Raw genomic sequence first — 20689 nt, forward strand, 5'->3', positions numbered from 1 at the left:
TATCCGGCACCGGGGCGCGGACGACTTTCCGCGACGCCGGGCTCACTGCGCCATCGTGCCCGACAGCCACGGGTGGTCGGCGCGCTCGAGGTGTACGGCGCCGCGCAGCCAGTCCCGGGCCCCGGCATCCAGCAGGGGCCAGGTGGAGGCGAGGTCGGCGGTGTCCTTGGGACGCAGCAGTCGCGCCTTGTGGTGCAGGACCACCTCGGGTCGCATGTAGCGGATCGCGTCGTCGGCGACCCAGGTGACGTCGGCCAGCGGCACGACGTGGTCGGGGTCGCGGCGACTGACCCACAACCCGTCGCGGTCCTCGGAGAGGATGCAGTCGAGGAACCACGGGGCCGTCGCGTGGTCGCGCAGCCACACCTGCCCGGCGTCCACGTGCGGCTCGGGCCAGTCGTCGTTGAGCGGGCGGATGGCGCCGCTGCCGGCGCTCCAGATGTGGTGCCGGTCCCCCACGTGCTCGCGGAACAGCGCCAGGTCCCGCCGCCAGATCACGAGATCGATGTCCTCGTGCGGGCGCGACACCCCGGTGAACGCCTCGATCGCCCAGCCGCCGACGATCCACCACTCCCCCGGATAGCCGGCCATGAAGTCGGCCGTGCCCGCCGGGTCGAGCGCCTGCCAGTCGCCGTACAGCCTGCGAAAGGCGAGCTCCTCGACGTCCTCCTCGGTGGTTGCCACGCGGGCAACCTACCGCTGGCGGTGGAGGTTCAGAGGACGATCAGGTCGTCGCGGTGCACGACCTCGCGCTCGTACGCCGATCCGAGCTCTCGCTTCAGGTCCTTGCTCGACCTGCCGAGCAGGCCGGGCAGCTCGTCGGCGTCGAAGTTGACGAGACCACGCGCCACCGCTGCGCCCGACGCGTCGACCAGCGACACCGGATCACCAGCGCTGAAGACACCGGTCACGGCGGTGATGCCGGCGGCGAGGAGGGAGGCGCGGCGCTCGGTGACAGCCGCGACGGCGCCCGGGTCGAGCACGAGCGAGCCCTTGGGCTCGGTGGCGTGCGCGAGCCAGAGGAGACGGGTGGGGCGGCGCTTGCCGGTGGGGAGGAAGACGGTGCCCACCTCAGCACCTGCCAGCGCGGCCTCCGCCTGGTCGGCAGAGGTGAGGATGACCGGGATGCCGGCACCCGTGGCGATCCGGGCGGCATCGACCTTGGTGACCATGCCGCCGGTGCCGACGCCCGCGGTGCCGGGTGTGCCGATCGAGACGGTGGCCAGGTCGTTCGCCGAGCGCACCACCGGCACGAGCTGCGAACCCGCGCGGCTCGGGGGTCCGTCGTAGAGGCCGTCGACGTCGGAGAGCAGGACCAGCAGGTCGGCGTGCACGAGGTGCGCGACCAGCGCGGCCAGCCGGTCGTTGTCACCGAAGCGGATCTCGGAGGTGGCGACCGTGTCGTTCTCGTTGACGATCGGCAGGACGCCGAGCTCGAGCAGCTTGGCGAACGTCTGGTAGGCGTTGCGGTAGTGGGCGCGCCGGATGACGTCGTCCACCGTGAGGAGCACCTGCCCGGTGACGAGGTCGTGGCGGGCGAACTCCTCCTGGTAGCGGTGCGAGAGGAGTCCCTGCCCGACCGAGGCCGCCGCCTGCTGGGTGGCGAGCGAGCGCGGGCGCTTCGTCAGGCCCAGCGGGGCCAGCCCGGCGGCGATCGCCCCGGACGAGACCAGCACGACCTCGGCTCCGCGGGCACGCACCGAGGCGAGCACGTCGACGAGCCGGCTCATGCGCGCCGGGTCGATCCCGCCGGCCGCCGTGGTCAGCGACGACGAGCCGACCTTGACGACGACACGGCGTGCCTCACCGACGAGGGCGCTGCGGTCCAGCGTCGAGCGCTGGGCCACCCGATCGGTCACTCCTCACCGTCCCAGTCGGGGTCGTCCTTCGAGCCGATCTCGTAGGACATCGGCCCGATCCCGGAGCTGGTGACGGTCTTGGGCGTGGCGGCCTTGCCGGAGCGGTCGATGCGGCGGGCCACGTCGGCGCGCGTCTCGTTCTCGGCGCGCTCGGGCATCTGCTCCTGGATGTCCTTGCGACGGGTGGCCGCGGGACGCTCCTCGCGCAGGCGCTCGTCCTCGCCGCGGCGACCGAGCATCTCGGCGCCGGCCTCGATGCCGGGCTTGAAGTCGAAGACCACCGCGTTGTCCAGCGGGCCGATGAGCACGGGGTCGCCCTCCTCGGCGCCGAGCTTGGCGAGCTGGGCCTCGATGCCGAGACGGGTGAGGCGGTCGGCCAGGAAGCCCACGGCCTCCTCGTTGCCGAAGTCGGTCTGGCGGACCCAGCGCTCGGGCTTCTCGCCGCGCACGTGCCAGCCCTCGGGGCGCTCGGTGATCTCGAAGTCGCCGCCGCCGTCGAGCCCGGGGGGCCGGATCACGATGCGGGTGGCCTCCACGACCGGGCGCTCCGCCCGGGCCTGGCCGACGATCTCGCCCATGGCATAGATCAGGGCGGGCATGCCGACGCCAGAAGCTGCGCTGACCGGGAAGACGCGCAGGCCGCGTGCCTCGAGGTCCTCACGGACCATCTCGGCGATCTCGTTGCCGTCGGGTACGTCGACCTTGTTGAGCGCCACCAGCCGGGGACGATCCTCCAGGCCGCCGTAGCGGCTCAGCTCGTTCTCGATGACGTCGAGGTCGTCGAGCGGGTTGCGACCCGGCTCGATGGTGGCGGTGTCGATGACGTGCACCAGGGCGGCGCAGCGCTCGATGTGGCGCAGGAAGTCGTGGCCGAGGCCGCGACCGTCGGCAGCGCCCTCGATCAGGCCGGGCACGTCGGCGACGGTCAGGGTCACGTCGCCCGCGCGGACGACCCCGAGGTTGGGCACGAGGGTGGTGAACGGGTAGTCGGCGATCTTGGGCCGCGCCCGCGACATCGCGGCGATCAGCGAGGACTTGCCGGCGCTGGGGAAGCCGACCAGGCCGATGTCGGCCACGACCTTGAGCTCGAGACGGACCTCGACCTCCTCGCCGGGCTCGCCAAGGAGCGCGAAGCCGGGCGCCTTGCGCTTGGCACTGGCCAGCGCGGCGTTGCCGAGGCCGCCACGACCACCCCGGGCGATCACCATCTCGGTGCCGGCCCCGACCATGTCGCCGAGGATCTCGCCGTCGAGGTTCTTGACCAGCGTCCCGTCGGGCACGGGCAGGTAGAGGTCCCCGCCGTGCGCACCGTTGCGGTGGTTGCCGGCGCCGTGGCCGCCGTGGTCGGCCTTGCGCTTGTTGCCGTGGTGGTAGTCGATCAGCGTGGTGATGTCGGGGTCCACGCGCAGGATCACCGAGCCACCGGGGCCGCCGTTGCCGCCGTCGGGGCCACCGAGGGGCTTGAACTTCTCCCGGTGGACCGACGCGACACCGTGCCCACCCCGGCCGGCGCTGATGTGCAGCGTGACCTGGTCGACGAAGGTGGGTACAGCCATGGGAGTTCCTAACGAAGATGAAATGGCGCGAAGGGCGTTCCCCAGAGTCTAGGGACGCCCTTCGCGAAAGAAGTGGTGCGTTTGTCTAAAGGTTTCGTCACTCACCGGGGAGGATGTTGACGACCTTGCGGCCACGCTTGGTGCCGAACTGCACGGCACCCGCGATGAGCGCGAAGAGGGTGTCGTCGCCACCGCGGCCCACACCCGAACCCGGGTGGAAGTGGGTGCCACGCTGGCGGACGATGATCTCGCCCGCGTTGACGGCCTGGCCGCCGAAGCGCTTCACACCGAGGCGCTGGCTGTTGGAGTCGCGGCCGTTCTTGGTGGACGCGGCGCCCTTCTTGTGAGCCATGAGTTCAGTCCTTTATCAGCAGATAAGAGAGCTCCGAGCGTGAGCTCAGAGGGAGATGTCGGTGACCTTGACCTGGGTGTACTTCTGGCGGTGACCCTGGCGCTTCTTGTAGCCGGTCTTGTTCTTGAACTTCTGGATGACGATCTTCGGACCCTTGGTGGCGCCGAGGATCTCGACGGTCACCGCCGCCTTGTCGAGGCCGGTCGCGGTGACGGTCTCGCCGTCGACAACCATCACCACGGGGAGAGTCAGGGAGCTGCCGACCGCGTTGGCCTTCAGGTCCATCTTGTCGATCTCGATGACGTCGCCAACAGCAACCTTCTGCTGCTTGCTGCCACTGCGCACAACTGCGTACACGGCGGACTCACTCTCCTCAGGCCTTGTGGTTGCCAATTGACTGGCACGGTGAAAAACACGGTGAAAATTCGGGGTTCGGCTCCTGCTCGGGCTTCGCGACGAGATGTCAGCAGAGGCCATGCAGGAGGGGCACGCCGGGGCGCACGAGGAGCAACTTTACGGCTCCGAAGCCAACCGGGTCAAAACGAGCCGACCCGAGCGGGCTTCAGCGCTTGCGAGTGCCCTTCTTCTTGATCGGGACGTGCTCGACGTGGGGCGCCTCGTCGTGCTCGCCGTCGTGGTCGTTGCCGGGCTCGAGGTCGGCCGTTCCCGGCTCCACGATGCCCGTCTGCGGCACGTCACCGGCCGCGCCCACGGGCGCGGCGACCGGCGGACCGGCAGGTCGGGTCGCGGACCGACGACGCGTGCGCGTCACGACCTGCGGCTTCGTCGGCTCGGGGGCCTCAGTCGTCGCAGGAGCCGGCTGCGCACCTTTGGGCTGCTCGGCCTCGGGCTGGTCGACCGCGGGCGCCTCGGCGGCCGGTACGTCGACCGCGACCGGGGCAGCGGCCTCGGCCGGTGCCGGGGTCTCCGTGGGGGCCGTGGGGGCCGTCGTGGGGGCCTCGGTCGCGACCCGCCTGGGCTGGCGGGTGCGCCTGGAGGTCTGCACGCGGGGCTGCTCGGCCTGGGGGGCCTCCGTGGCCTCCGTGGGCTCGGTGGTCTCGGGCGTCTCGACGCTCGCGGCAGCCGCGACCGGCGCCTCGCTGGCGGCAGGAACGGGTGCGTCCTGCGTCGGCTCGACCTCGGGCTTCTCCGAGCGCGGCATCGCGGCGACGTCCTTGGGCGACGGGGCAGCACCCTGGCCACCGTTGCCGCCGTTGCCGCCGTTGCCACCCTGTCCGGCGTTGCCGGAACCGTTGCCGGAGCCGTTGCCGGCGTTGTCCTGTCCGTCGCGGCCACGGCCACGGTTGCGTCGTCCGCTGCTGCGGCGATCGCCGTCGTCGCCCTCGCCCTTGGGCTCGACGGGCTCGCTGGTGATCACGACGCCGCGTCCCTGGCAGTGGTCGCAGTCGGAGCTGAACGCCTCGAGCAGACCCGTGCCGATGCGCTTGCGGGTCATCTGGACCAGGCCCAGGGACGTGACCTCGGCGACCTGGTGGCGGGTGCGGTCGCGACCGAGGCACTCCACCAGGCGGCGTACGACCAGGTCACGGTTGGACTCGAGGACCATGTCGATGAAGTCGACGACGATGATGCCGCCGATGTCGCGCAGCCGGAGCTGGCGGACGATCTCCTCGGCGGCCTCGAGGTTGTTCTTGGTCACCGTCTCCTCGAGGTTGCCCCCGGAGCCGGTGAACTTGCCGGTGTTGACGTCGACGACCGTCATCGCCTCGGTGCGGTCGATGATCAGCGAGCCGCCCGAGGGCAGCCAGACCTTGCGGTCGAGGCCCTTGGCGATCTGCTCCTCGATGCGGTAGGTGGCGAAGACGTCCTTGCCGGACGCACGCCCCTCGGTGGCCGGCTCGAACTTCTCCAGCCGGTCCTGCAGGTCGGGGGCCACGTGGGAGACGTATCCCTGCACGGTGTCCCAGGCGTCGTCGCCCTCGATGACGAGCTTGGCGAAGTCCTCGGTGAAGAGGTCGCGGACCACCTTGAGGGTCAGGTCGGGCTCGCCGTACAGCAGTTGCGGGGACTGGCCCTTGGCCTTGGCCTCGATGTCGTCCCAGCGAGCCTTGAGCCGCTCGACGTCGTGGGTGAGCTCGTCCTCGCTCGCACCCTCGGCTGCCGTGCGGACGATGACGCCCGCGGTGTCCGGGACGATCTCCTTGAGCAGCGTCTTGAGGCGGTTGCGCTCGGTGTCGGGCAGCTTGCGGGAGATGCCGCTGGTGGTGCCGTCGGGGACGTAGACCAGGAAGCGACCCGCGAGGCTGATCTGCGAGGTCAGGCGGGCGCCCTTGTGGCCGACGGGGTCCTTGGTGACCTGCACGAGGACCGACTGGCCGCTGGAGAGCACCGACTCGATCTTGCGCTGCTGGCCGTCCTTGTGGCCGAGCGCGGCCCAGTTGACCTCACCGGCGTAGAGCACGGCGTTGCGGCCCTTGCCGATGTCGATGAAGGCGGCCTCCATCGACGGCAGGACGTTCTGCACGCGGCCGAGGTAGACGTTGCCGATCAGCGACGTCTGCGACTCGCGGGCGACGTAGTGCTCGACGAGGACCTTGTCCTCCAGCACGGCGATCTGGGTCAGCTCCTTGCGCTGGCGGATCACCATCACGCGGTCGACCGACTCGCGGCGGGCCAGGAACTCGGCCTCGCTGACGATCGGGGCGCGGCGGCGACCGGCCTCGCGGCCCTCGCGACGGCGCTGCTTCTTGGCCTCGAGCCGGGTCGAGCCGGCGAGCGCGGTGATCTGGTCCTCGGGGGCGCGGCGGTTGCGGACGCGGGTGACGGTGTTGGGCTCGTCGTCGCGCTCGTCGGAACCCTCTTCGCCGGCACGGCGACGACGACGGCGGCGGCGCGAGGTGCCGTCGCCCTGCTCGCCCTGCTCGTTCTGGTCGCCCTGGTCGGCGTCGGTGGCCTTGTCGGCCTCGTCGGCCTCGTCCTCGGACTCGTCGTCGGAGTCGTTGTCCTGGCTGTCGGTCGAACCCTCGCCACCCTTGCGGCGGCGGCGACCGCCACGACGGCGGCGGCGACGGGCGGGGCCGGTGCCGTCGGTGTCGGAGTCGCTGTCACCCTCGGCGGTGCCGTCGGTGTCGGTGTCCTGGTCGGCCTGGTCGGTCTCGACCTCGTCCTCGTCCGCGGTCTCGGGACGGGCTGCGGCCTTCTTGGCCGGCGCCTTCTTGGCCGCAGTGCGCTTGGCGGCGGCCTTCTTGGCCGGCGGGGTGTCGCTGGCGGCCTCGGTCTCGGCGGCGGTCTCGGTGTCGGCGGCGGTCTCGGCGGCGACCTCCTCGACCGGGGCTGCGGCGACCTTCTTGGTCGTGCGGGTGCGTCGCGTCGAGGTCACGACCGGCGCCTGGAAGAGGGGCACAGCCGTGCTGGCGGCACCGGTCTCGGTCGCCTCGGCGGTCTCGTCGAGGGCCGGGCTCTCGACCTCGGCGGCCTTCTTCGTGGTCTTCTTCGCCGCCGTCTTCTTGGCCGCGGGGGCCTTCGCAGCAGCGGGAGCCTTGGCCGACGCGGTCTTCGCGGCGGCCGTCTTCTTGGCGGCAGCCTTCTTCGCGGGCGCCTTCTTGGCGACCGGCGCGTCGGCTGCGTCGCTCGTGGTGTCGGGGATCAGCGCGTCCTGGACGCTGGCGTCCTGAGCAGCGGACGTCTTCTTCGCGGCGCTGGAGCGGGTGCGCGTCGTCTTCTTCACCGTCGGCGCGGCGGGGGTCTCCACCGGCTCGGCGGCCGGGGCGACCACGGTGGCCGGCTCGGCGACCGGGCTGGCCGCGCTCGCACGCGTCGTCGCGGTCTTGCGCGGCGCCGCCTTGCGCGTCGTCTTCTTCACGACCGGAGCGGCCGGGGCGGAGGCCTCGGGCGAACCAGCGGGCTCAGAGCCGCCGGTGGTGGTGTTGTCGTTGTCGTTCGGGTTGTCGTCGAGCATGTCGCTCTCCTCGCCGGCACCCGGATCGAAGCCGGGACCGTGTCGGCGCCTCGAGACCCGGGTGAGGGGCGTCGGACGCAAAGCCTTCGTATGGCGGCGACACCCTCCGCGTGCGCGTCATCCGATGCGCGTCGGTCGCCATTCCGCGGTCGCTGGGCCTGGAGAGTGCATCACTGTCACTGATGCACGAGCCGCGTCGCGGAGCTGGTGACGAACAACATCTGGATGTGCCGGACCTTGAGGGGGCCCGGCGAGAACGTCGTCGGCTCGTCGTGGATGGCGGACCATCCGCGTCGAACGTGGCGAGTATCGCACACTCGCTCCCAAACCCCGGCAACGTTGACCCGGCGCAACGCGTGCCGCGTCGGCTAGAGGAGGGGGTCGCCGATGGCGCCGGAATCCTCGAGGGGACCCTGGGCGAGCCGCGTCATCAGCGGGGCCTCACCCATCGCCGTACCGGAGATCGAGGTCAGCGCGCTGAGCACGTCATCGGGGCGGACCGCGGGGACGCCGTGGCGCAGGACCAGCTCGAGGGCGGCTCCCTCGCGCTCGGTGGAGGCGTCGGCCGCCAGGTCGAGCACGGCGCCGCGCGCATCGAACTCGCGCAGCCCCTTCTTCGTCATCCGCTCGACCAGCACCTCGTCGGCGGCCAGGAAGGCCTCGACCGCGGCCCGCACGTCGGCGAGCGGCGCCGAGACGTCGATCCGCCAGCGGCTGGCCTCCAGGCGGTCGGCCAGCGACCCGCCGGGCGACTCCACGACCTCGAGGATGTCGAGGCCGGGCGGCAGCGCCTCGTCGAGCAGCGCGTGCACCTCGGCGGGGACCAGCACCTCGGCCAGCGCGATCTCGAGGTATTCGGCCTCGCTCGCCGAACCGGTCGGCGCTGCGCCCGCGTAGGACATCCGCGGGTGCGGGTTGAACCCCGACGAGTAGGCCATCGGGATGCGCGCACGGAAGACCGCGCGCTCGAAGGCGCGGCTGAAGTCGCGGTGACTGGTGAACCGGAGGCGGCCTCGCTTGGCGTAGCGCACACGAAGTCGCTGGACCGGGGGCGGCTGCTGAGGTGGATCCTTGCGTGCCATATCGCCGCACAGGCTAGCCGTGGGCAGCCGCAGTTGCCGACTTCAGGGCAGCCTCACGGCAACTTCGACTCACGCATCAGTCGCGACGCGTAGATGCTGTTGACGATCTCCCCGTCCAGCCACGCCGTGAGCCGGGCGGCCTCGTGCTCGAGCGCGGCCCGCCCGTCGGCACCGACGTCGTCGCACAGCACCACCCGGACCGACGCGTCGAGGTCCTGCACCCAGCAGCCCACGACCCGGCCGTTCCACCACGCGGTCGTGCCGCCGTTGCCGTTGGTGTCGAAGAGGTACGGCGTGTGGCCGGGGTCCAAGTAGAAGTCGCGCTGCTTCCAGCCCATCAGGGTCGGGTCGAGCGCCGGCAGCAGCGCGGCCCAGGGCTCGACGGCCGGCTCGGGGGCGGCGTCGTCGCGCAGCAGCCAACCGGTGTCGCCGGAGTCGAGGGTGACCGTGACCGCGCCGACGTCGACCAGCGCCCGGCGGACCGCGGACTTGGTCGAGCCCAACCACCACACGATGTCGGTCTCGGTCCCGGGCCCGAAGGTGCGCAGCCAGCGGCGTACGAGCTCGGCATAGCCGGCCGCCTCGTCGAGCGGTGCGGGCGACTCCCCCAACCACGCCGTCATCGACGTCCACCTCGGCTGCGAGACCCGCCAGTGGCTGCCGTTCTGGCCGCGCACGATGCGGGCGTCCGCGCCGAGCTGGGTGAGCACGCGCGGTGCGATCGGGACCTCTCCCGCCCACTTCGTCCCGACGCCGATGTCGACCCGGCCGGCCAGCTCGCCCAGCTCCTCGCGCAGCGACTTCGCACCCAGCTCGTCCCCGCCTGCGAGCCGGGCGAGGACGGCCGCACGCGCCTCGCGCAGCCACGCGTCGCCGTCGGCGGCCAGCCCGCTCACCACCACGTCCTTGGCGATCCTCTTCCACTCCTGGGCCGCGACCCTGGCGGAGGCACTCCCCCACGCCGCCGGCAGCAGGTCGCGCGGGAAGACGAACAGCGTCCGGCGCATGGCCAGCTGCTTGACCAGGCTGCGGTCGTCGTAGAGCGCCCGGTCCACGTCGGCCCGGGTCAGGCCGTCCACCCGCGCCTGCAGGGAGAGGTACGGCGTCGGCGGCTCGGTCGAGTGCAGGACGGTCATCGCCCGGGTGGCTGCGAGCGCGTCGGCGACGCGGTGCCCAGGATGGAGGGCGTGCCGTCGCGCGAGGCGGGTGCGGCGCTCGTCGTCGTCGACGTGGCGGACCGGTCCGTTCATGGCTGCGGGCACCTCAGCGACTCACATGGCGATGCTGTCGAGGCCTGCGAGCGCCGGCGAGGCGGCGTACAGCAGGAGGGCCGCGAGGGCGACGACGACCGAGGTGCGGCTGCGCAGCAGGAGTGCGGCGAAGGCGAGGCCCAGCGGGAAGAGGGCCAGGCCGTAGCGGAACTGGATCCCGATGTACTGCCCCGTCGTCACGAACACCATCAGGTCGAGCACGATCGGCGCCAGCGCGGCGCCGAGCAGGAAGCCGGGCGCCAGCTGGCGCACGAACGGCAGCTGCGGGCGGGCCAGGCCGGTCCAGATCGCGAGCGCCGAGCCGGACATCGCCATCAGGAACCACAGGCCCGGTGCGAGCAGCGGCCCCTCGCCGAGCAGGCTGAGGAAGCGGATGCTGTCGGTCACCAGGGCGGCCGGGGCGAGCGAGTCGACGGCGTAGTCGCCGGGCGGGGGCGGCTCGACGAGCTGGGTGGCCTTCACGACGAGCATCCAGGCGACCGTGAACGCCACCGTGCTGCCGGCCAGGGCCACGCCGGCCACGAGGGCGCGCAGGCGGACGGCGGCACCCAGCGGATGTTCCCCGGCGGCCGCAGCGCCGGCGCCGCGCAGCCGGGGCCAGGCCATGACGGCGAGCAGCGCGATGCCGAGCCCGACGACGACCGCGATGTTGGACCCCTTGACCCCCGCGACGCCGAGACCGGCGAGGACCAGGGTCCACCAGGGCCACTCGGCGCGCAGGAAGCGCAGGGTGGCCAGCGCCGCGAAGGCGCCGACCGGGATGTCGAGGGCGTGCGGGGTGATGAACGTGTACTGCTGGAGGAACGCCGGCACCAGCAGCGGCGTGAGCGCGACCACCAGGGAGCCGGCGCGGGTGGCGCCCACGGCGCGGAACAGCAGGAACAGCGACCACATGCTCAACGCGGCCCACAAGATGCCCACCAGGCGGCCCGTGGTGACGGCGTTGTCGGTGATCCCGGTGGCCAGCAGCACGCCCGTCACCGCGCCGGTGGCGACGAAGTAGGGCGGCGGGTCCGACGCGGCCGAGTTGGCGATCAGGACCGGCTCGTTGCCGAAGCAGGGAGCCGGCTGGGGCGGCACGACCCGGATGATCCCGCGGCAGGCCCGGGTCCCCTGCGCCCACGGGCCGATCACCTCACCGTTGCGCATCCAGACGTCGCCGGTGGCGACCTGGTGCACCCGCTCGGCGTACTGCCACTCGTCGAAGATGCTCAGCTCGCGGTTGTGCGTCGCCTCGTGGGCGATCAGCGGAGTCGCCAGCAGCGCGAACATGAGCAGCAGCAGTGCGTGCGCCCGCCAGCCCCGCATCCCGCGCGCCCGCTCGACGAGCGCACCCGACCTTCCCCCTGAGTTCACGCCGGGGAGTATGCCGCAGTTCCAGATTGCTACGATCCCCCGCGTGCCGCGAACTGAATCACCACCCCGCGTGCTCGTCATCGTCCCGGCGTGGAACGAGCAGGACAGCGTGGGCCGGACGGTTCGCGAGATCCTCGAGGTCCACCCCGAGGTCGACGTCCTCGTCGTCGACGACGGCTCTGGCGACGCGACAGCCGAACGAGCAGAAGCAGCCGGTGCCCGCGTGGCCCGGCTGCCCTTCAACCTCGGGGTCGGCGGAGCCATGCGCACCGGCTACCGCCACGCCGTGCGCGAGGGCTACGACATCGCCGTCCAGATCGATGCCGACGGCCAGCACGACCCGCGCTTCCTGCCGGCGCTGATCGCCGAGCTCGACCACGCCGACATCTGCATCGGGGTGCGGTTCGCCAAGCCCGACGACCCCTACACCGTGCGCGGTCCGCGCCGCTGGGCGATGTTCCTCCTGGCCAAGGTGCTCAGCCGGCTGGCCGGCACCCGGCTCACCGACGTCACCTCCGGCTTCCGCGCCTGCAACCGCCGCGCCATGACCGTCTTCGCCGAGCACTACCCCGCCGAGTACCTCGGCGACACCGTCGAGTCGCTCGTCATCGCCACCCGTGTGGGCTGCACGGTCACCCAGGTGCCGATCGACATGCGCCGCCGGATCGCCGGGACGGCCAGCGCCTCCCCGATCCGCGCAGCGGTGTTCCTGTTCCGTGCCGTCGTCGCCCTCGGCCTGGCCCTCGTCCGCAAGTGGCCGGCCAGCTTCGACGAGGGTGTCGTCGCCGAAGACGGCCCGCTCCCCCTGGACGCGGCATGACGAGCGCCAACGTGCTGGGCCTGGCCGCAGCGATCATCGTCGTCGTCACGCTCTTCGAGATGCTGCGCCGCCACCGGCTGCGCGAGAAGTACGCCCTGATCTGGTTCGTCCTGGCGATGGGCTCGCTGGCCATCGCGGCGTTCCCGGCGATCCTGTTCGGCCTCTCCGACCTGCTCAACGTGCAGGTGCCGTCCAACCTGATCTTCTTCATCGCCTCGCTGCTGCTGCTCGCGATGAGCCTGCAGCACAGCTTCGAGATCGGGAAGCTCGAGGAGCGCACCCGGACCCTCGCCGAGGAGGTCGCCCTGCTGCGGCTGAACGCCGACGCGACCGAGCGCCCGACCGACCCGATCGACCGCAGTGCCGAATGACGCGGACCGGGACGAGTTCCTGCACGTCCTGATCCCCTACTGGGGCGACCCGGCACTGCTCAACGCCACCATGGCGACGGTGCTGTCCCAGAGCGACCCGCGCTGGCGGGTGACCATCGTCGACGACGGTTATCCCGACCCGACGGCCCGACAGACCTACGAGCACCACGCCGACCCGCGGGTCTCCTACGTCCGCAACGAGGTCAACCTCGGCATCGCGGGCAACTTCGAGAAGTGCCGCACCCTCGCGACGGGGCGGCTCGCGATGTTCCTCGGCTGTGACGACCTGCTCCACGACGACTTCGTCGCGACCGTCTGGCGCCACCACACGGCGTACGGCGATGTCGAGATGATCCAGGTCGGCGTGCGCGTCATCGGCGGTGACGGCCAGCCCGCGAACGGCCTCGCCGACCGGGTGAAGGCGTTGATCCGGCCCCGGATCACGGGACCGACGGTGCTCGGCGGCGAGCGTCTCGCGTCCAGCCTGCTGCGCGGCAACTGGCTCTACTGGCCCTCGCTCGTCTTCCGGGTCGACGCACTCGCGCCCCGCTCGTTCCGTGCGGACCTGCCGATCATCCTCGACCTCGCGCTGATCATGGACGCGGTGATGGCCGGCAACCGCCTGCTCCTCGCTCCCGAGGTCTGCTTCGACTACCGCCGCCACGACGAGAGCGCCTCGTCGACCAGCCTGTTGCAGGGCGACCGGCTCGCTGACGAGCGGCGCTGGTTCGGCGAGGTGGCTGCCACGCTCCGCGCCCGCGGCTGGTCCCGTGCGGCCCGGTCGGCGCGCACGCACTGGACGTCACGGTTGCACGCGGTGTCGCTGCTCCCGGTCGCACTGCGCAGCCGCTCCCGTGCGGCGACCGCACGCGTGCTGCGCCACGTCCTGTCCCGCTGACGCGTCAGGCTGGAGCGGTCACGGGCTCGCTGGGCACTGCCGCGCCCGGCACGGGCCGCTCGACGGTCCGGAGCAGGGAACGGCTGAGGACCAACCACGTGAGCACGACCAGCACCGTGAGCAGGGCGAACTGCACCTCGGCTGTCAGCGGCGGCTCCCAGCCCCCGTCGAAGGCGTCACCGGACGCGCCACCGACGTTGCGGCGCAGCTGCACGAAGTAGGCCCGGACGTGGACGTAGGCCAGCAACCCGGTGACCGGCACGAAGGCGAAGGCGATCCGTTCGGTGAGGGGGTGCTCGGACTGCGCGGCCACCATCGCGGCCATCGTCGGCACCAGGATCAGCAGCGGGATCGTGTAGCGCCCCTGCCAGACCGGGCCGACCGAGTTCCACTGGGCCGCCTGGATCGCGACCGGCACGAAGTAGGCCGCCGCGATCAGCGTCGCGATGGCGACGAGGCGGCGGCGATCCACGAAGGTGGCGAGGATGCCGATCAGGAACACCGCGGCTGCGATGTAGAAGGTGTAGTCACGCGGCGACAGCGTCGTGTCGAGCCACCCGAACTGGCCCACGACCTCGTTGAGGCCGCCGTCGATCCGCGCTGCCGACAGCGACCACGCCTGCGAGGCCGACACCTGGGCCGCGACCGGGGTGCCCGACAGGGCGCCGGCCGAGCTGAACGTCCAGGCGCAGTTGACCAGGCTGGCGACGATCGGCAGCGCCGTCCACGCGAGCATCCGACGTTCGAGGAGCCGCTTGACGAGGACGCCGCCGAAGGCGACGAGCAGCACGCCCAGCCAGATGGCCAGCCAGACCGGGGAGATCATCCGGGTGATGCACACGACGCTGCCGGCGAGCAGCGCGTGCCGCAGCAGCGTCGGCGAGATCGGCGAGTCGGGACGCAGCAGCGCCGCGAGGCTGCTCGCGCCGACCGCGGCCATCGCGGTGATCTCGAGGGAGTTGGGGTTCACGACGCCGCCGAGGTAGCCCACCATCGGCGAGCAGCCGATGACGACACCCGTGACCGCGATCGCGGGGCGGCGCATGGTGCACGCCGCGGCCAGTGCCCAGGCGAGGAAGAACGAGCTGATCAGCAGCGCGGCGACGCGCTCCGCCGGCATCGCCAGCGAGAGCGGCACGACCAGGCTCGGCACACCGGTGGCGACGTAGTAGGTGGGGATGTAGCGGCCCGCGGGGTTGTCGTAGCGCACCAGCTTCTCGTCGGTGCCCAGCGGCGCCATGCAGCCGGCCGACACCTCCGGCTGGAAGGCGTAGCAGGCGGCCGTGCCGGCCGAGGAGACCAGCCCGGCGGGCACGCGGTCGACGCCGGTGGTGCCGAACACCCGCTCCCCCGGCGGCGGGGCCGGCGTGAGGTTGCCGTGCGCCGCGCCGTACGCACGCAGGTCGTGGGCGATGGAGTCGGGGGCGGACCACAGCGGGGTCGCGAGCGACCACAGGGAGAAGAAGAGCGCGCCCCACACCCAGAAGACGACGGTGTTGCGCCAGAGACCGCCACGGGTGTCGGCGTCGCCCGGCAGCAGCGATGCTGCCCACCTGCCCCTTGGTGTCTGCACGAACCGCAGTCCTCTCCTTGCCCCGTCCCGAGCCGTTTCGATCTCGGGATCCCGGGCGAGTGTAGGGTTCCGACGCGTGGATCACGACTCGGACCCGACAGCGGCGGGCAGCCTCGCTGACGCGAGACGTGAGCTCGACCTCTCCCGTCGCGAGACCAAGTGGGTGCGCAACGAGCTCGAGCACCTGACCGAGGCTCTCCAGCGCGTACGGCGCCAGCGGGCCCGGCTCCGCGCGCAGTCCGAGGCACTCGCGACCGCCCTCGCCGCCGAGCTCTCGGCGGGCTACTGGCGCGAGCAGGAGTCCGGTCTCGGCCGGCTGCGCCGCCGCGATCTCGAGGCCGAGCTGGTGCGTGAGGTCGAGGCCAGCGCGCTCTTCGACGCCGGCTGGTATCTCCGGCAGCACCAGTCCGAGATCCTCGAGCAGCGCCTCGCCCCGGCGCTGCACCACGTCCGCCACGCCAACGCCCGTCGCCTGGACCCGAGCGAGGGCTTCAGCACCGGGCGCTACCTGCGTCGCCACCCCGAGGTCGCCGAGGCCGGGCTGCCGGCCGTCGTGCACGCCCAGCGGCACGGGCGGCTCGACGACGGCCGCGTCCTCGTCGACGCTGCGGAGAGCTGATGTTGGCCCTCGGGGCCTACCGCACCCGCTGGCTGGCCTTCTGCGAGACGTTCCTCGGCGCCGACGAGGAGACCCGCGCCCGGCTGGTCGCCGATGCCGTCCGTGACGGGCTCCCGCCCGGCGAGCCCTCGTCGTCCTTCGACCCGAGCGCACGCGAGCGGGGCCGCGCCGAGGCGGCCGTCATCCAGGCCGCCGGCCTCTTCGACACCATGGGCTACTGGGCCCACAACAAGGACCTCTTCTGGGACCTGTGCGGCCGCAACGAGCAGCTCGAGCACTTCGTGCTGCGCGGGTGGAAGGAGCTGCGCCACCCCTCCGCGGACTTCGACATGTGGAGCTATTGGTGCGACCACCTCGACGCGACGCGCGAGGACGTCAACCCGGTGGTGCACTACGCCGTCGAAGGCCGTCGCGCCGGGCTGTCCCCGCTCCCGAGCCTCGAGACCCTGCCGCCCCCGGCGGCGCCCGGTCCCGACCACGCCCCGCGCCGCGTCTGCCTGTTCGCCGGCTACGACGGCGACGGGGTCGTCGACGACACGGTCGTCACCTACATCGCCGACCTGAGCCGGTTCGCCGACGTCTACTACCTCGCCGACTGCGAGCTCGCGCCCGGCGAGCTGGAGAAGCTGGCGCCGTACACCCAGGGCGCGTGGGGAATCCGGCACGGCCGCTACGACTTCGGCTCCTACTCGATGCTCGCCAAGGACCTCGTGGGCTGGGACGTCGTCGACGGCTACGACGAGCTGATGTTCGCCAACGACTCGTGCTTCCTGGTGCAGCCGCTCGACCAGGTCTTCGCCAAGATGGACGCGACGACCTGCGACTGGTGGGGGCTGCAGGCGACGTACGACGACTTCGACGACCGTGCCTTCGACGCCCTCGGGCGGCGGCTCGGCCTCGACGAGGTCGGCGAGCAGATGCGCGAGCTGGCGCTGTGGCGCTACTCCGACTTCATCCACGTCGGCTCCTACTTCCTGTGCTACCGCCGTCGCGTGCACACCGACCCGCGGTTCCGGAAGCGGCTCGACGAGGTGGCGTCGCAGTCGGAGAAGGTCACGATCATCCTCAAGTACGAGATCGGCTTCTCCCGGCTGCTGATCCTGGCCGGCTTCACGATGGCCACGTTCGTCGACGGGATCCTGGCCTACCACCCGGTCTACCGCGCGTCGGCCTTCGAGCTGATGCACGAGGGCTTCCCGCTGCTCAAGCGCCAGCTGCTGACGGAGAACCCGTTCGAGACACCCGACCTGCACCGGTGGAAGGAGCGGGTGCTCGAAGCCGCTCCGGGCGCCGACGTCGAGGCGATGGACCGCAGCATGCGTCGCACCGCGCCACCCTGGAGCCTCGTGCGCAGCTTCGGCTTCCGCTCCCGCCGCGACGGCACCGCGCAGCCGCCCGGGCACATCGGGCCGGCCGAGTTCGCCGACGAGGACCGCTGGGTACCGAAGTTCGACCACTGGTGGATCTTCCCGGTCGACCCACGCACCGGCGTGCTGTCCGGCGCGGTGCGCGCGGTCTTCGAGGAGGTCCGCGACGACCCGTCGGTCAAGAAGGTCGTGCTGCTCGGTGGACACCGCGTGAAGCTCGGCGGTGACAACGTCGCGGCCGTGCCCTCGGAGAGCACGGCCGGTCAGATGTACGGCCTCCGCGCCGCCACCGTCTTCTGCACGATCGGTCCCCGAGCCGACGTCAACCACCCGCTGGGCCGTCGCCACCACCGGTTCCTCGACCTCGGGCACGCCACCGGCCTGCAGCCGGCCGTCGTGGCGCTCGCTGGCTCGAGCCTCGCCGGAGAGCGGCCGCTGCCGCCCGCGGACTACGAGGCGCACCTGACCCGAGCGCTTGTCACCGCCCACGACGGGGCCGGGACCGACTACCCCGACCTCGACCCCGACGGCCTGTGGGCGATCGGCTCGCCACGCGTCGACCTGCTGCTGCGCGACGAGGAGGGGCTCTTCGGTGAGCTCCGCAGCGAGCTGACCGCCCTGCGCGGGCTCCTCAAGGGCCGCCGGCTCGTCCTGCTCTCACCTGCTCGCGGCGGGGAGATCGACCTCGCGGCGCTGGCCACGTGGGCGGGCACGCGCGCGGACGAGGTGGTGGTGGCGGTGCTGCCCACCTCCGGCGCGACACCCCGCGTGCCGTCACCGCTCGTCGACCTGATGGACGTGTCGTGGCTCGAGGGCACCCTGGGCCTGCGGGCCCCGCTGGTCCCGGAGATGGTGTGGCGGCTCGCGGACGTCCTGGTCAGCGGCACCCCCGCCGACCTCGCCGACTTCTCCCCGACCGGTCGGCCCGCCGTCGCCTCCCCTGGGACGCCGGACCTGCCGTTCGCCGTGCCCGCGGACACCGGCGCGCTGGTCGCGGCCGTCGAGCACGCGCTCTCCGACGGTCAGGTCGAGGCGCCGTACGCCGAGTGGGGCCGTGCCCTGCACGCCCTGTCCGACGGGCGCAGCGCCGCGCGGCTGGTGGACCGGCTCAAGCAGACCTACCTGCCGTGGCAGGAGTGGGTCGCCGAGGCCGACGCCCCCGCTGTCAGCGACGCCTGAGCAGCCGCAGCCGGTGCACGAACCGGCGGGCGGCGGCACCGTCGAGCGGCGCTGCACCGTCGGGCACGGTCACCTCGCGGAGCGGGAACCCGGCCAGCGCCAGCTCGGTGAGCCTCGCTCGCAGGGCGTCCTCGTCGGGGCAGCTCGTCGGCTGCGCCCAGCCGTGGTCGGCGGCCGCGGAGAGGTCGTCACCGGTCAGCCGCAGCAGCGGGACGCCGGTGACCAGCGCGTCGAGGGCGTGCGGATCGTCGTCGGTCACGATCGCCGAGGCGACCCGGTGCACCGGCACCGGTGAGGTCACGGAGCGGTCGGACAGGCCGATGAGCCGCGGCAGGTCGGCGTCGAGCAGGGCGCGCGTCCAGCCGTCGGGGCGGTCGACTCGCGGCTCCCGGACCCCGACGACGACGTCGTGCTCGCGCGCCCAGTCCGCCAGGCCCGACGGGAGGGCTCGGGCCGGACCGCGCGCCCACCAGACGACCAGCGGCCGGCCGGCGAGATCGCCGCGCAGCGTCTCCTCCAGGGCTCGCAGGTCGGCGGGCAGCAGCTCCGGGGCGAGCAGCAGGTGGTCGTGACGGGGCAGGCCGGTCAGCCACAGGCGCGCGAGGTCCAGGTCGGGCAGTGTCGCGGCCCGCGCGAGGGCCTCGCCGGGTGAGCAGGCTGCGACCGCTTCGAGCCGGCCCCAGTCACCAGCGTGGGGACCCGGGACGTGCGGCAGCCCGAGGTGGACGTGGTCGTGGCGCGAGCGCGGGAACGAGAAGGGATAGGTGACGTCGGGGGTCTCGTCGGTCAGCATCAGCCCACAGCGCACCATCGCCGCCTGACCGTCGGGCGTGTCCATCGGCAGCACGGTGACCCGTTCGCCGGTGAGCTCGTCGGCGAGGGGGCGCCCGCGGGTGAGCACGACCTTGTGCACGCTGGGGTCCGTCCGGACCTCCTCGAAGACCGCGCGCAGGCCCGGGTCGAGGCGCCCGGAGGCGGCCACCGGGAAGGCCCACCAGTGCGCGAAGGTCGGCGTCTCGCGGTCCAGCCGGCGCAGGCCGTAGCCCTGGGTGGCCCGGAGCGGGATCTGGCGTCGGCCGTCGTCGGCCAGCCGGGCGCCGTACGCCTCACGCAGCATCGCGGGAGCGGTGACGCGCTCGAGGTGGGCGCGCATGGCCTCGAAGGGGGCATCGGGGACGAGGGGGCGCAACCGCTCCTCCCACTGCTCCAACCCGGCGACGTGGCGCGGGTTCTCGCCGAGGTAGTTGCGCTTGACGAGCGGGAAGCCGCGCTCGACCAGCTCGAAGAAGTGCCGTCCGTAGAGCGGGTGGAAGGCCCACAGGTCGGGCAGCAGGGTGTCGAAGTCGAAGCCGGCGTCGAGGAGGTAGCGGCTGATGCCCACTTCGTACTTGTGGATCACCAGGCGCTTCTCCTGCTGCTTGGTCACCGTGTCGAGGCGCCAGCGGAAGCCGGGGTCGTCGAGGACCGGGCGGCGGAAGGCCAGGAAGTAGGAGCTCAGGTGCACGAAGCGGTCGTCGGTCCAGTGGCGAGGGCCGATGAGGCGCTGCTTGGCCTCGGCCAGCGGGATCGGGGAGTCATCGCTGATGTAGGACTCGTCGTGCTCCATCGAGGTCGCCTGCAGGCTCCACCAGTCGCACGCGCGGGTGTCCATCTCCGCGAAGACCCCGTCGAGGGGGCGCAGGAGATAGCAGCTGTCGTTGGCGAGCACGACCTCGTCGTAGTCCGCGAGGCGTTCCCAGCCGACGAGGTCGCGCGCGAGCAGGGAGAACGAGCCGAAGTCGTAGGCGCCGTGCGGGACGCTCCAGGCTCCCTGCACGACGCCGTCGAGCTTCGCGAGCTCACCCGGCTCGAGGACCCCGTCGGCGAGGTAGAACACGTCGGCGTGGCGGGACAGCTCGGTGAGGTAGGCGACGACGGTGGCGTCGACCAGGCCGTCGCGGTCGTAGCCGGCGAACAGGCAGGCCCGTTGCGGCGGGCTGTCGAAGATGGTCGGCGGCCGGGTCGGGGCCGGGGTCGGCAGCGGCGCGAGCCCGTCGTGCCGTCCGCGGAGGAGGTAGTGGAGCAGCGGGTTGACGGTGTCGTCGGTGGGGTCGAGGTGCTCGGTCCAGTAGGTCCACAGGTCGAAGCGCAGGCTCGGGGTGCGCAGGCTGCGCCAGCCCTCGTCGACGAAGTGGCGGACCGGGTCGGTTCCACGTCGCAGCCGGTGCTGGACGGTGTAGTCGTCGGCGTCCAGGAAGCCGCTGGCGGCCACGACCGCGCGCGCGCACGCGACCTGGACCGCGGGCGGGGGCGGCGCGGGGTCGGCGTCGCCGACGGGCGGCAGGCCCTCGGCCAGCGCCTTGTCGAGCAGCGTGCGCGCCTCGTCGAGGTCCCGGAGCGAGGCCGCGCGCCAGCGTCGCGCGAAGCGGTGCCAGCGCCGCCGGAAGTCGGCCACCTCGGCCCGGCGCCCGTCGATCGGACCGGTCAT

General features: G+C 72.3%; 16 protein-coding genes. 5 read left to right on the forward strand and 11 right to left on the reverse strand.

The genetic code is table 11. The features are described 5' to 3' along the window. Positions 1-42 precede the first annotated feature (42 nt). The 9 genes from C9J87_RS05675 to C9J87_RS05715 form a co-directional block, all read right to left on the reverse strand. Positions 43-684, reverse strand: a complete 642-nt coding sequence (locus C9J87_RS05675; RefSeq protein ID WP_010832120.1) for a hypothetical protein — start codon at positions 682-684, stop codon at positions 43-45. Positions 685-713: 29 nt separating this feature from the next. Continuing rightward, positions 714-1859, reverse strand: a complete 1146-nt coding sequence (gene proB / locus C9J87_RS05680) for a glutamate 5-kinase (protein WP_232819836.1) — start codon at positions 1857-1859, stop codon at positions 714-716. Beyond that, the gene (gene obgE / locus C9J87_RS05685; protein ID WP_010832118.1) at positions 1856-3415 is read right to left on the reverse strand and encodes a GTPase ObgE; all 1560 of its coding nucleotides are present in this window, start codon (positions 3413-3415) and stop codon (positions 1856-1858) included. Before obgE ends, proB begins: the two co-directional genes overlap by 4 nt. A 97-nt stretch (positions 3416-3512) precedes the next feature. Further along, positions 3513-3767 carry a 50S ribosomal protein L27 gene (gene rpmA / locus C9J87_RS05690; protein ID WP_010832117.1) on the reverse strand — a complete coding sequence of 85 codons (255 nt, stop codon included), beginning with the start codon at positions 3765-3767 and terminating at the stop codon, positions 3513-3515. A 45-nt stretch (positions 3768-3812) separates the two neighbouring features. After that, positions 3813-4124 carry a 50S ribosomal protein L21 gene (gene rplU, locus C9J87_RS05695; protein ID WP_036490308.1) on the reverse strand — a complete coding sequence of 104 codons (312 nt, stop codon included), beginning with the start codon at positions 4122-4124 and terminating at the stop codon, positions 3813-3815. Positions 4125-4329: 205 nt separating this feature from the next. Next, positions 4330-7686, reverse strand: a complete 3357-nt coding sequence (locus C9J87_RS05700) for an Rne/Rng family ribonuclease (protein WP_107704932.1) — start codon at positions 7684-7686, stop codon at positions 4330-4332. Positions 7687-8054: 368 nt separating this feature from the next. After that, entirely contained in the window at positions 8055-8768 is a 714-nt protein-coding gene (locus C9J87_RS05705; protein ID WP_010832113.1) for a TIGR03936 family radical SAM-associated protein, read from the reverse strand. A 53-nt stretch (positions 8769-8821) separates the two neighbouring features. Continuing rightward, positions 8822-10018 (reverse strand): winged helix DNA-binding domain-containing protein, encoded by a 1197-nt coding sequence (locus C9J87_RS05710; RefSeq protein WP_010832112.1) that lies wholly within the window; start codon positions 10016-10018, stop codon positions 8822-8824. A 21-nt stretch (positions 10019-10039) separates the two neighbouring features. Continuing rightward, a complete protein-coding gene (locus tag C9J87_RS05715; protein WP_010832111.1) occupies positions 10040-11395 on the reverse strand; it encodes a glycosyltransferase family protein in 1356 nt (451 codons plus the stop codon). 43 nt (positions 11396-11438) lie between these two features. Between C9J87_RS05715 and C9J87_RS05720 the strand changes: the two genes are divergently transcribed. Genes C9J87_RS05720 through C9J87_RS05730 form a run of 3 tightly spaced genes read left to right on the forward strand, consistent with a single transcriptional unit; the run spans position 11439 to position 13484 of the window. Next, positions 11439-12215, forward strand: a complete 777-nt coding sequence (locus C9J87_RS05720; protein ID WP_232819837.1) for a glycosyltransferase family 2 protein — start codon at positions 11439-11441, stop codon at positions 12213-12215. Beyond that, the gene (locus tag C9J87_RS05725) at positions 12212-12586 is read left to right on the forward strand and encodes a DUF2304 domain-containing protein (protein WP_107704934.1); all 375 of its coding nucleotides are present in this window, start codon (positions 12212-12214) and stop codon (positions 12584-12586) included. The genes C9J87_RS05720 and C9J87_RS05725 overlap by 4 nt, the downstream gene beginning before the upstream one ends. Further along, the gene (locus C9J87_RS05730) at positions 12576-13484 is read left to right on the forward strand and encodes a glycosyltransferase (RefSeq protein ID WP_198652280.1); all 909 of its coding nucleotides are present in this window, start codon (positions 12576-12578) and stop codon (positions 13482-13484) included. Before C9J87_RS05725 ends, C9J87_RS05730 begins: the two co-directional genes overlap by 11 nt. A 4-nt stretch (positions 13485-13488) precedes the next feature. Here C9J87_RS05730 and C9J87_RS05735 read toward each other — a convergent pair whose 3' ends face one another. Next, complete coding sequence (locus C9J87_RS05735) at positions 13489-15057, reverse strand: DUF2142 domain-containing protein (protein ID WP_157953123.1); 1569 nt, start codon at positions 15055-15057, stop codon at positions 13489-13491. 76 nt (positions 15058-15133) lie between these two features. Between C9J87_RS05735 and C9J87_RS05740 the strand changes: the two genes are divergently transcribed. Next, positions 15134-15676, forward strand: coding sequence for a hypothetical protein (locus C9J87_RS05740; RefSeq protein WP_107704936.1), 543 nt, complete (start codon positions 15134-15136; stop codon positions 15674-15676). Next, positions 15676-18222, forward strand: a complete 2547-nt coding sequence (locus C9J87_RS05745; RefSeq protein WP_107704937.1) for a rhamnan synthesis F family protein — start codon at positions 15676-15678, stop codon at positions 18220-18222. The genes C9J87_RS05740 and C9J87_RS05745 overlap by 1 nt, the downstream gene beginning before the upstream one ends. On the opposite strand, the gene C9J87_RS05750 is transcribed toward C9J87_RS05745, so the two are convergent. Beyond that, positions 18209-20689, reverse strand: a complete 2481-nt coding sequence (locus C9J87_RS05750; RefSeq protein ID WP_107704938.1) for a rhamnan synthesis F family protein — start codon at positions 20687-20689, stop codon at positions 18209-18211. The two genes, C9J87_RS05745 and C9J87_RS05750, sit on opposite strands and share 14 nt — an antisense overlap.

Origin of the sequence: Nocardioides allogilvus (assembly GCF_003047285.1) — a bacterium.
In the GTDB taxonomy this organism is placed as follows: domain Bacteria; phylum Actinomycetota; class Actinomycetes; order Propionibacteriales; family Nocardioidaceae; genus Nocardioides; species Nocardioides allogilvus.

What these genes read in the sequence shown, in the direction of transcription:
- C9J87_RS05700 (WP_107704932.1), bottom strand. Translation starts at nt 7,686, where the DNA reads ATGCTCGACGACAACCCGAACGACAACGACAACACCACCACCGGCGGC.
- C9J87_RS05710 (WP_010832112.1), bottom strand. Translation starts at nt 10,018, where the DNA reads ATGAACGGACCGGTCCGCCACGTCGACGACGACGAGCGCCGCACCCGC.
- rpmA (WP_010832117.1), bottom strand. Translation starts at nt 3,767, where the DNA reads ATGGCTCACAAGAAGGGCGCCGCGTCCACCAAGAACGGCCGCGACTCC.
- obgE (WP_010832118.1), bottom strand. Translation starts at nt 3,415, where the DNA reads ATGGCTGTACCCACCTTCGTCGACCAGGTCACGCTGCACATCAGCGCC.
- C9J87_RS05725 (WP_107704934.1), top strand. Translation starts at nt 12,212, where the DNA reads ATGACGAGCGCCAACGTGCTGGGCCTGGCCGCAGCGATCATCGTCGTC.
- C9J87_RS05750 (WP_107704938.1), bottom strand. Translation starts at nt 20,689, where the DNA reads ATGACCGGTCCGATCGACGGGCGCCGGGCCGAGGTGGCCGACTTCCGG.
- C9J87_RS05705 (WP_010832113.1), bottom strand. Translation starts at nt 8,768, where the DNA reads ATGGCACGCAAGGATCCACCTCAGCAGCCGCCCCCGGTCCAGCGACTT.
- C9J87_RS05745 (WP_107704937.1), top strand. Translation starts at nt 15,676, where the DNA reads ATGTTGGCCCTCGGGGCCTACCGCACCCGCTGGCTGGCCTTCTGCGAG.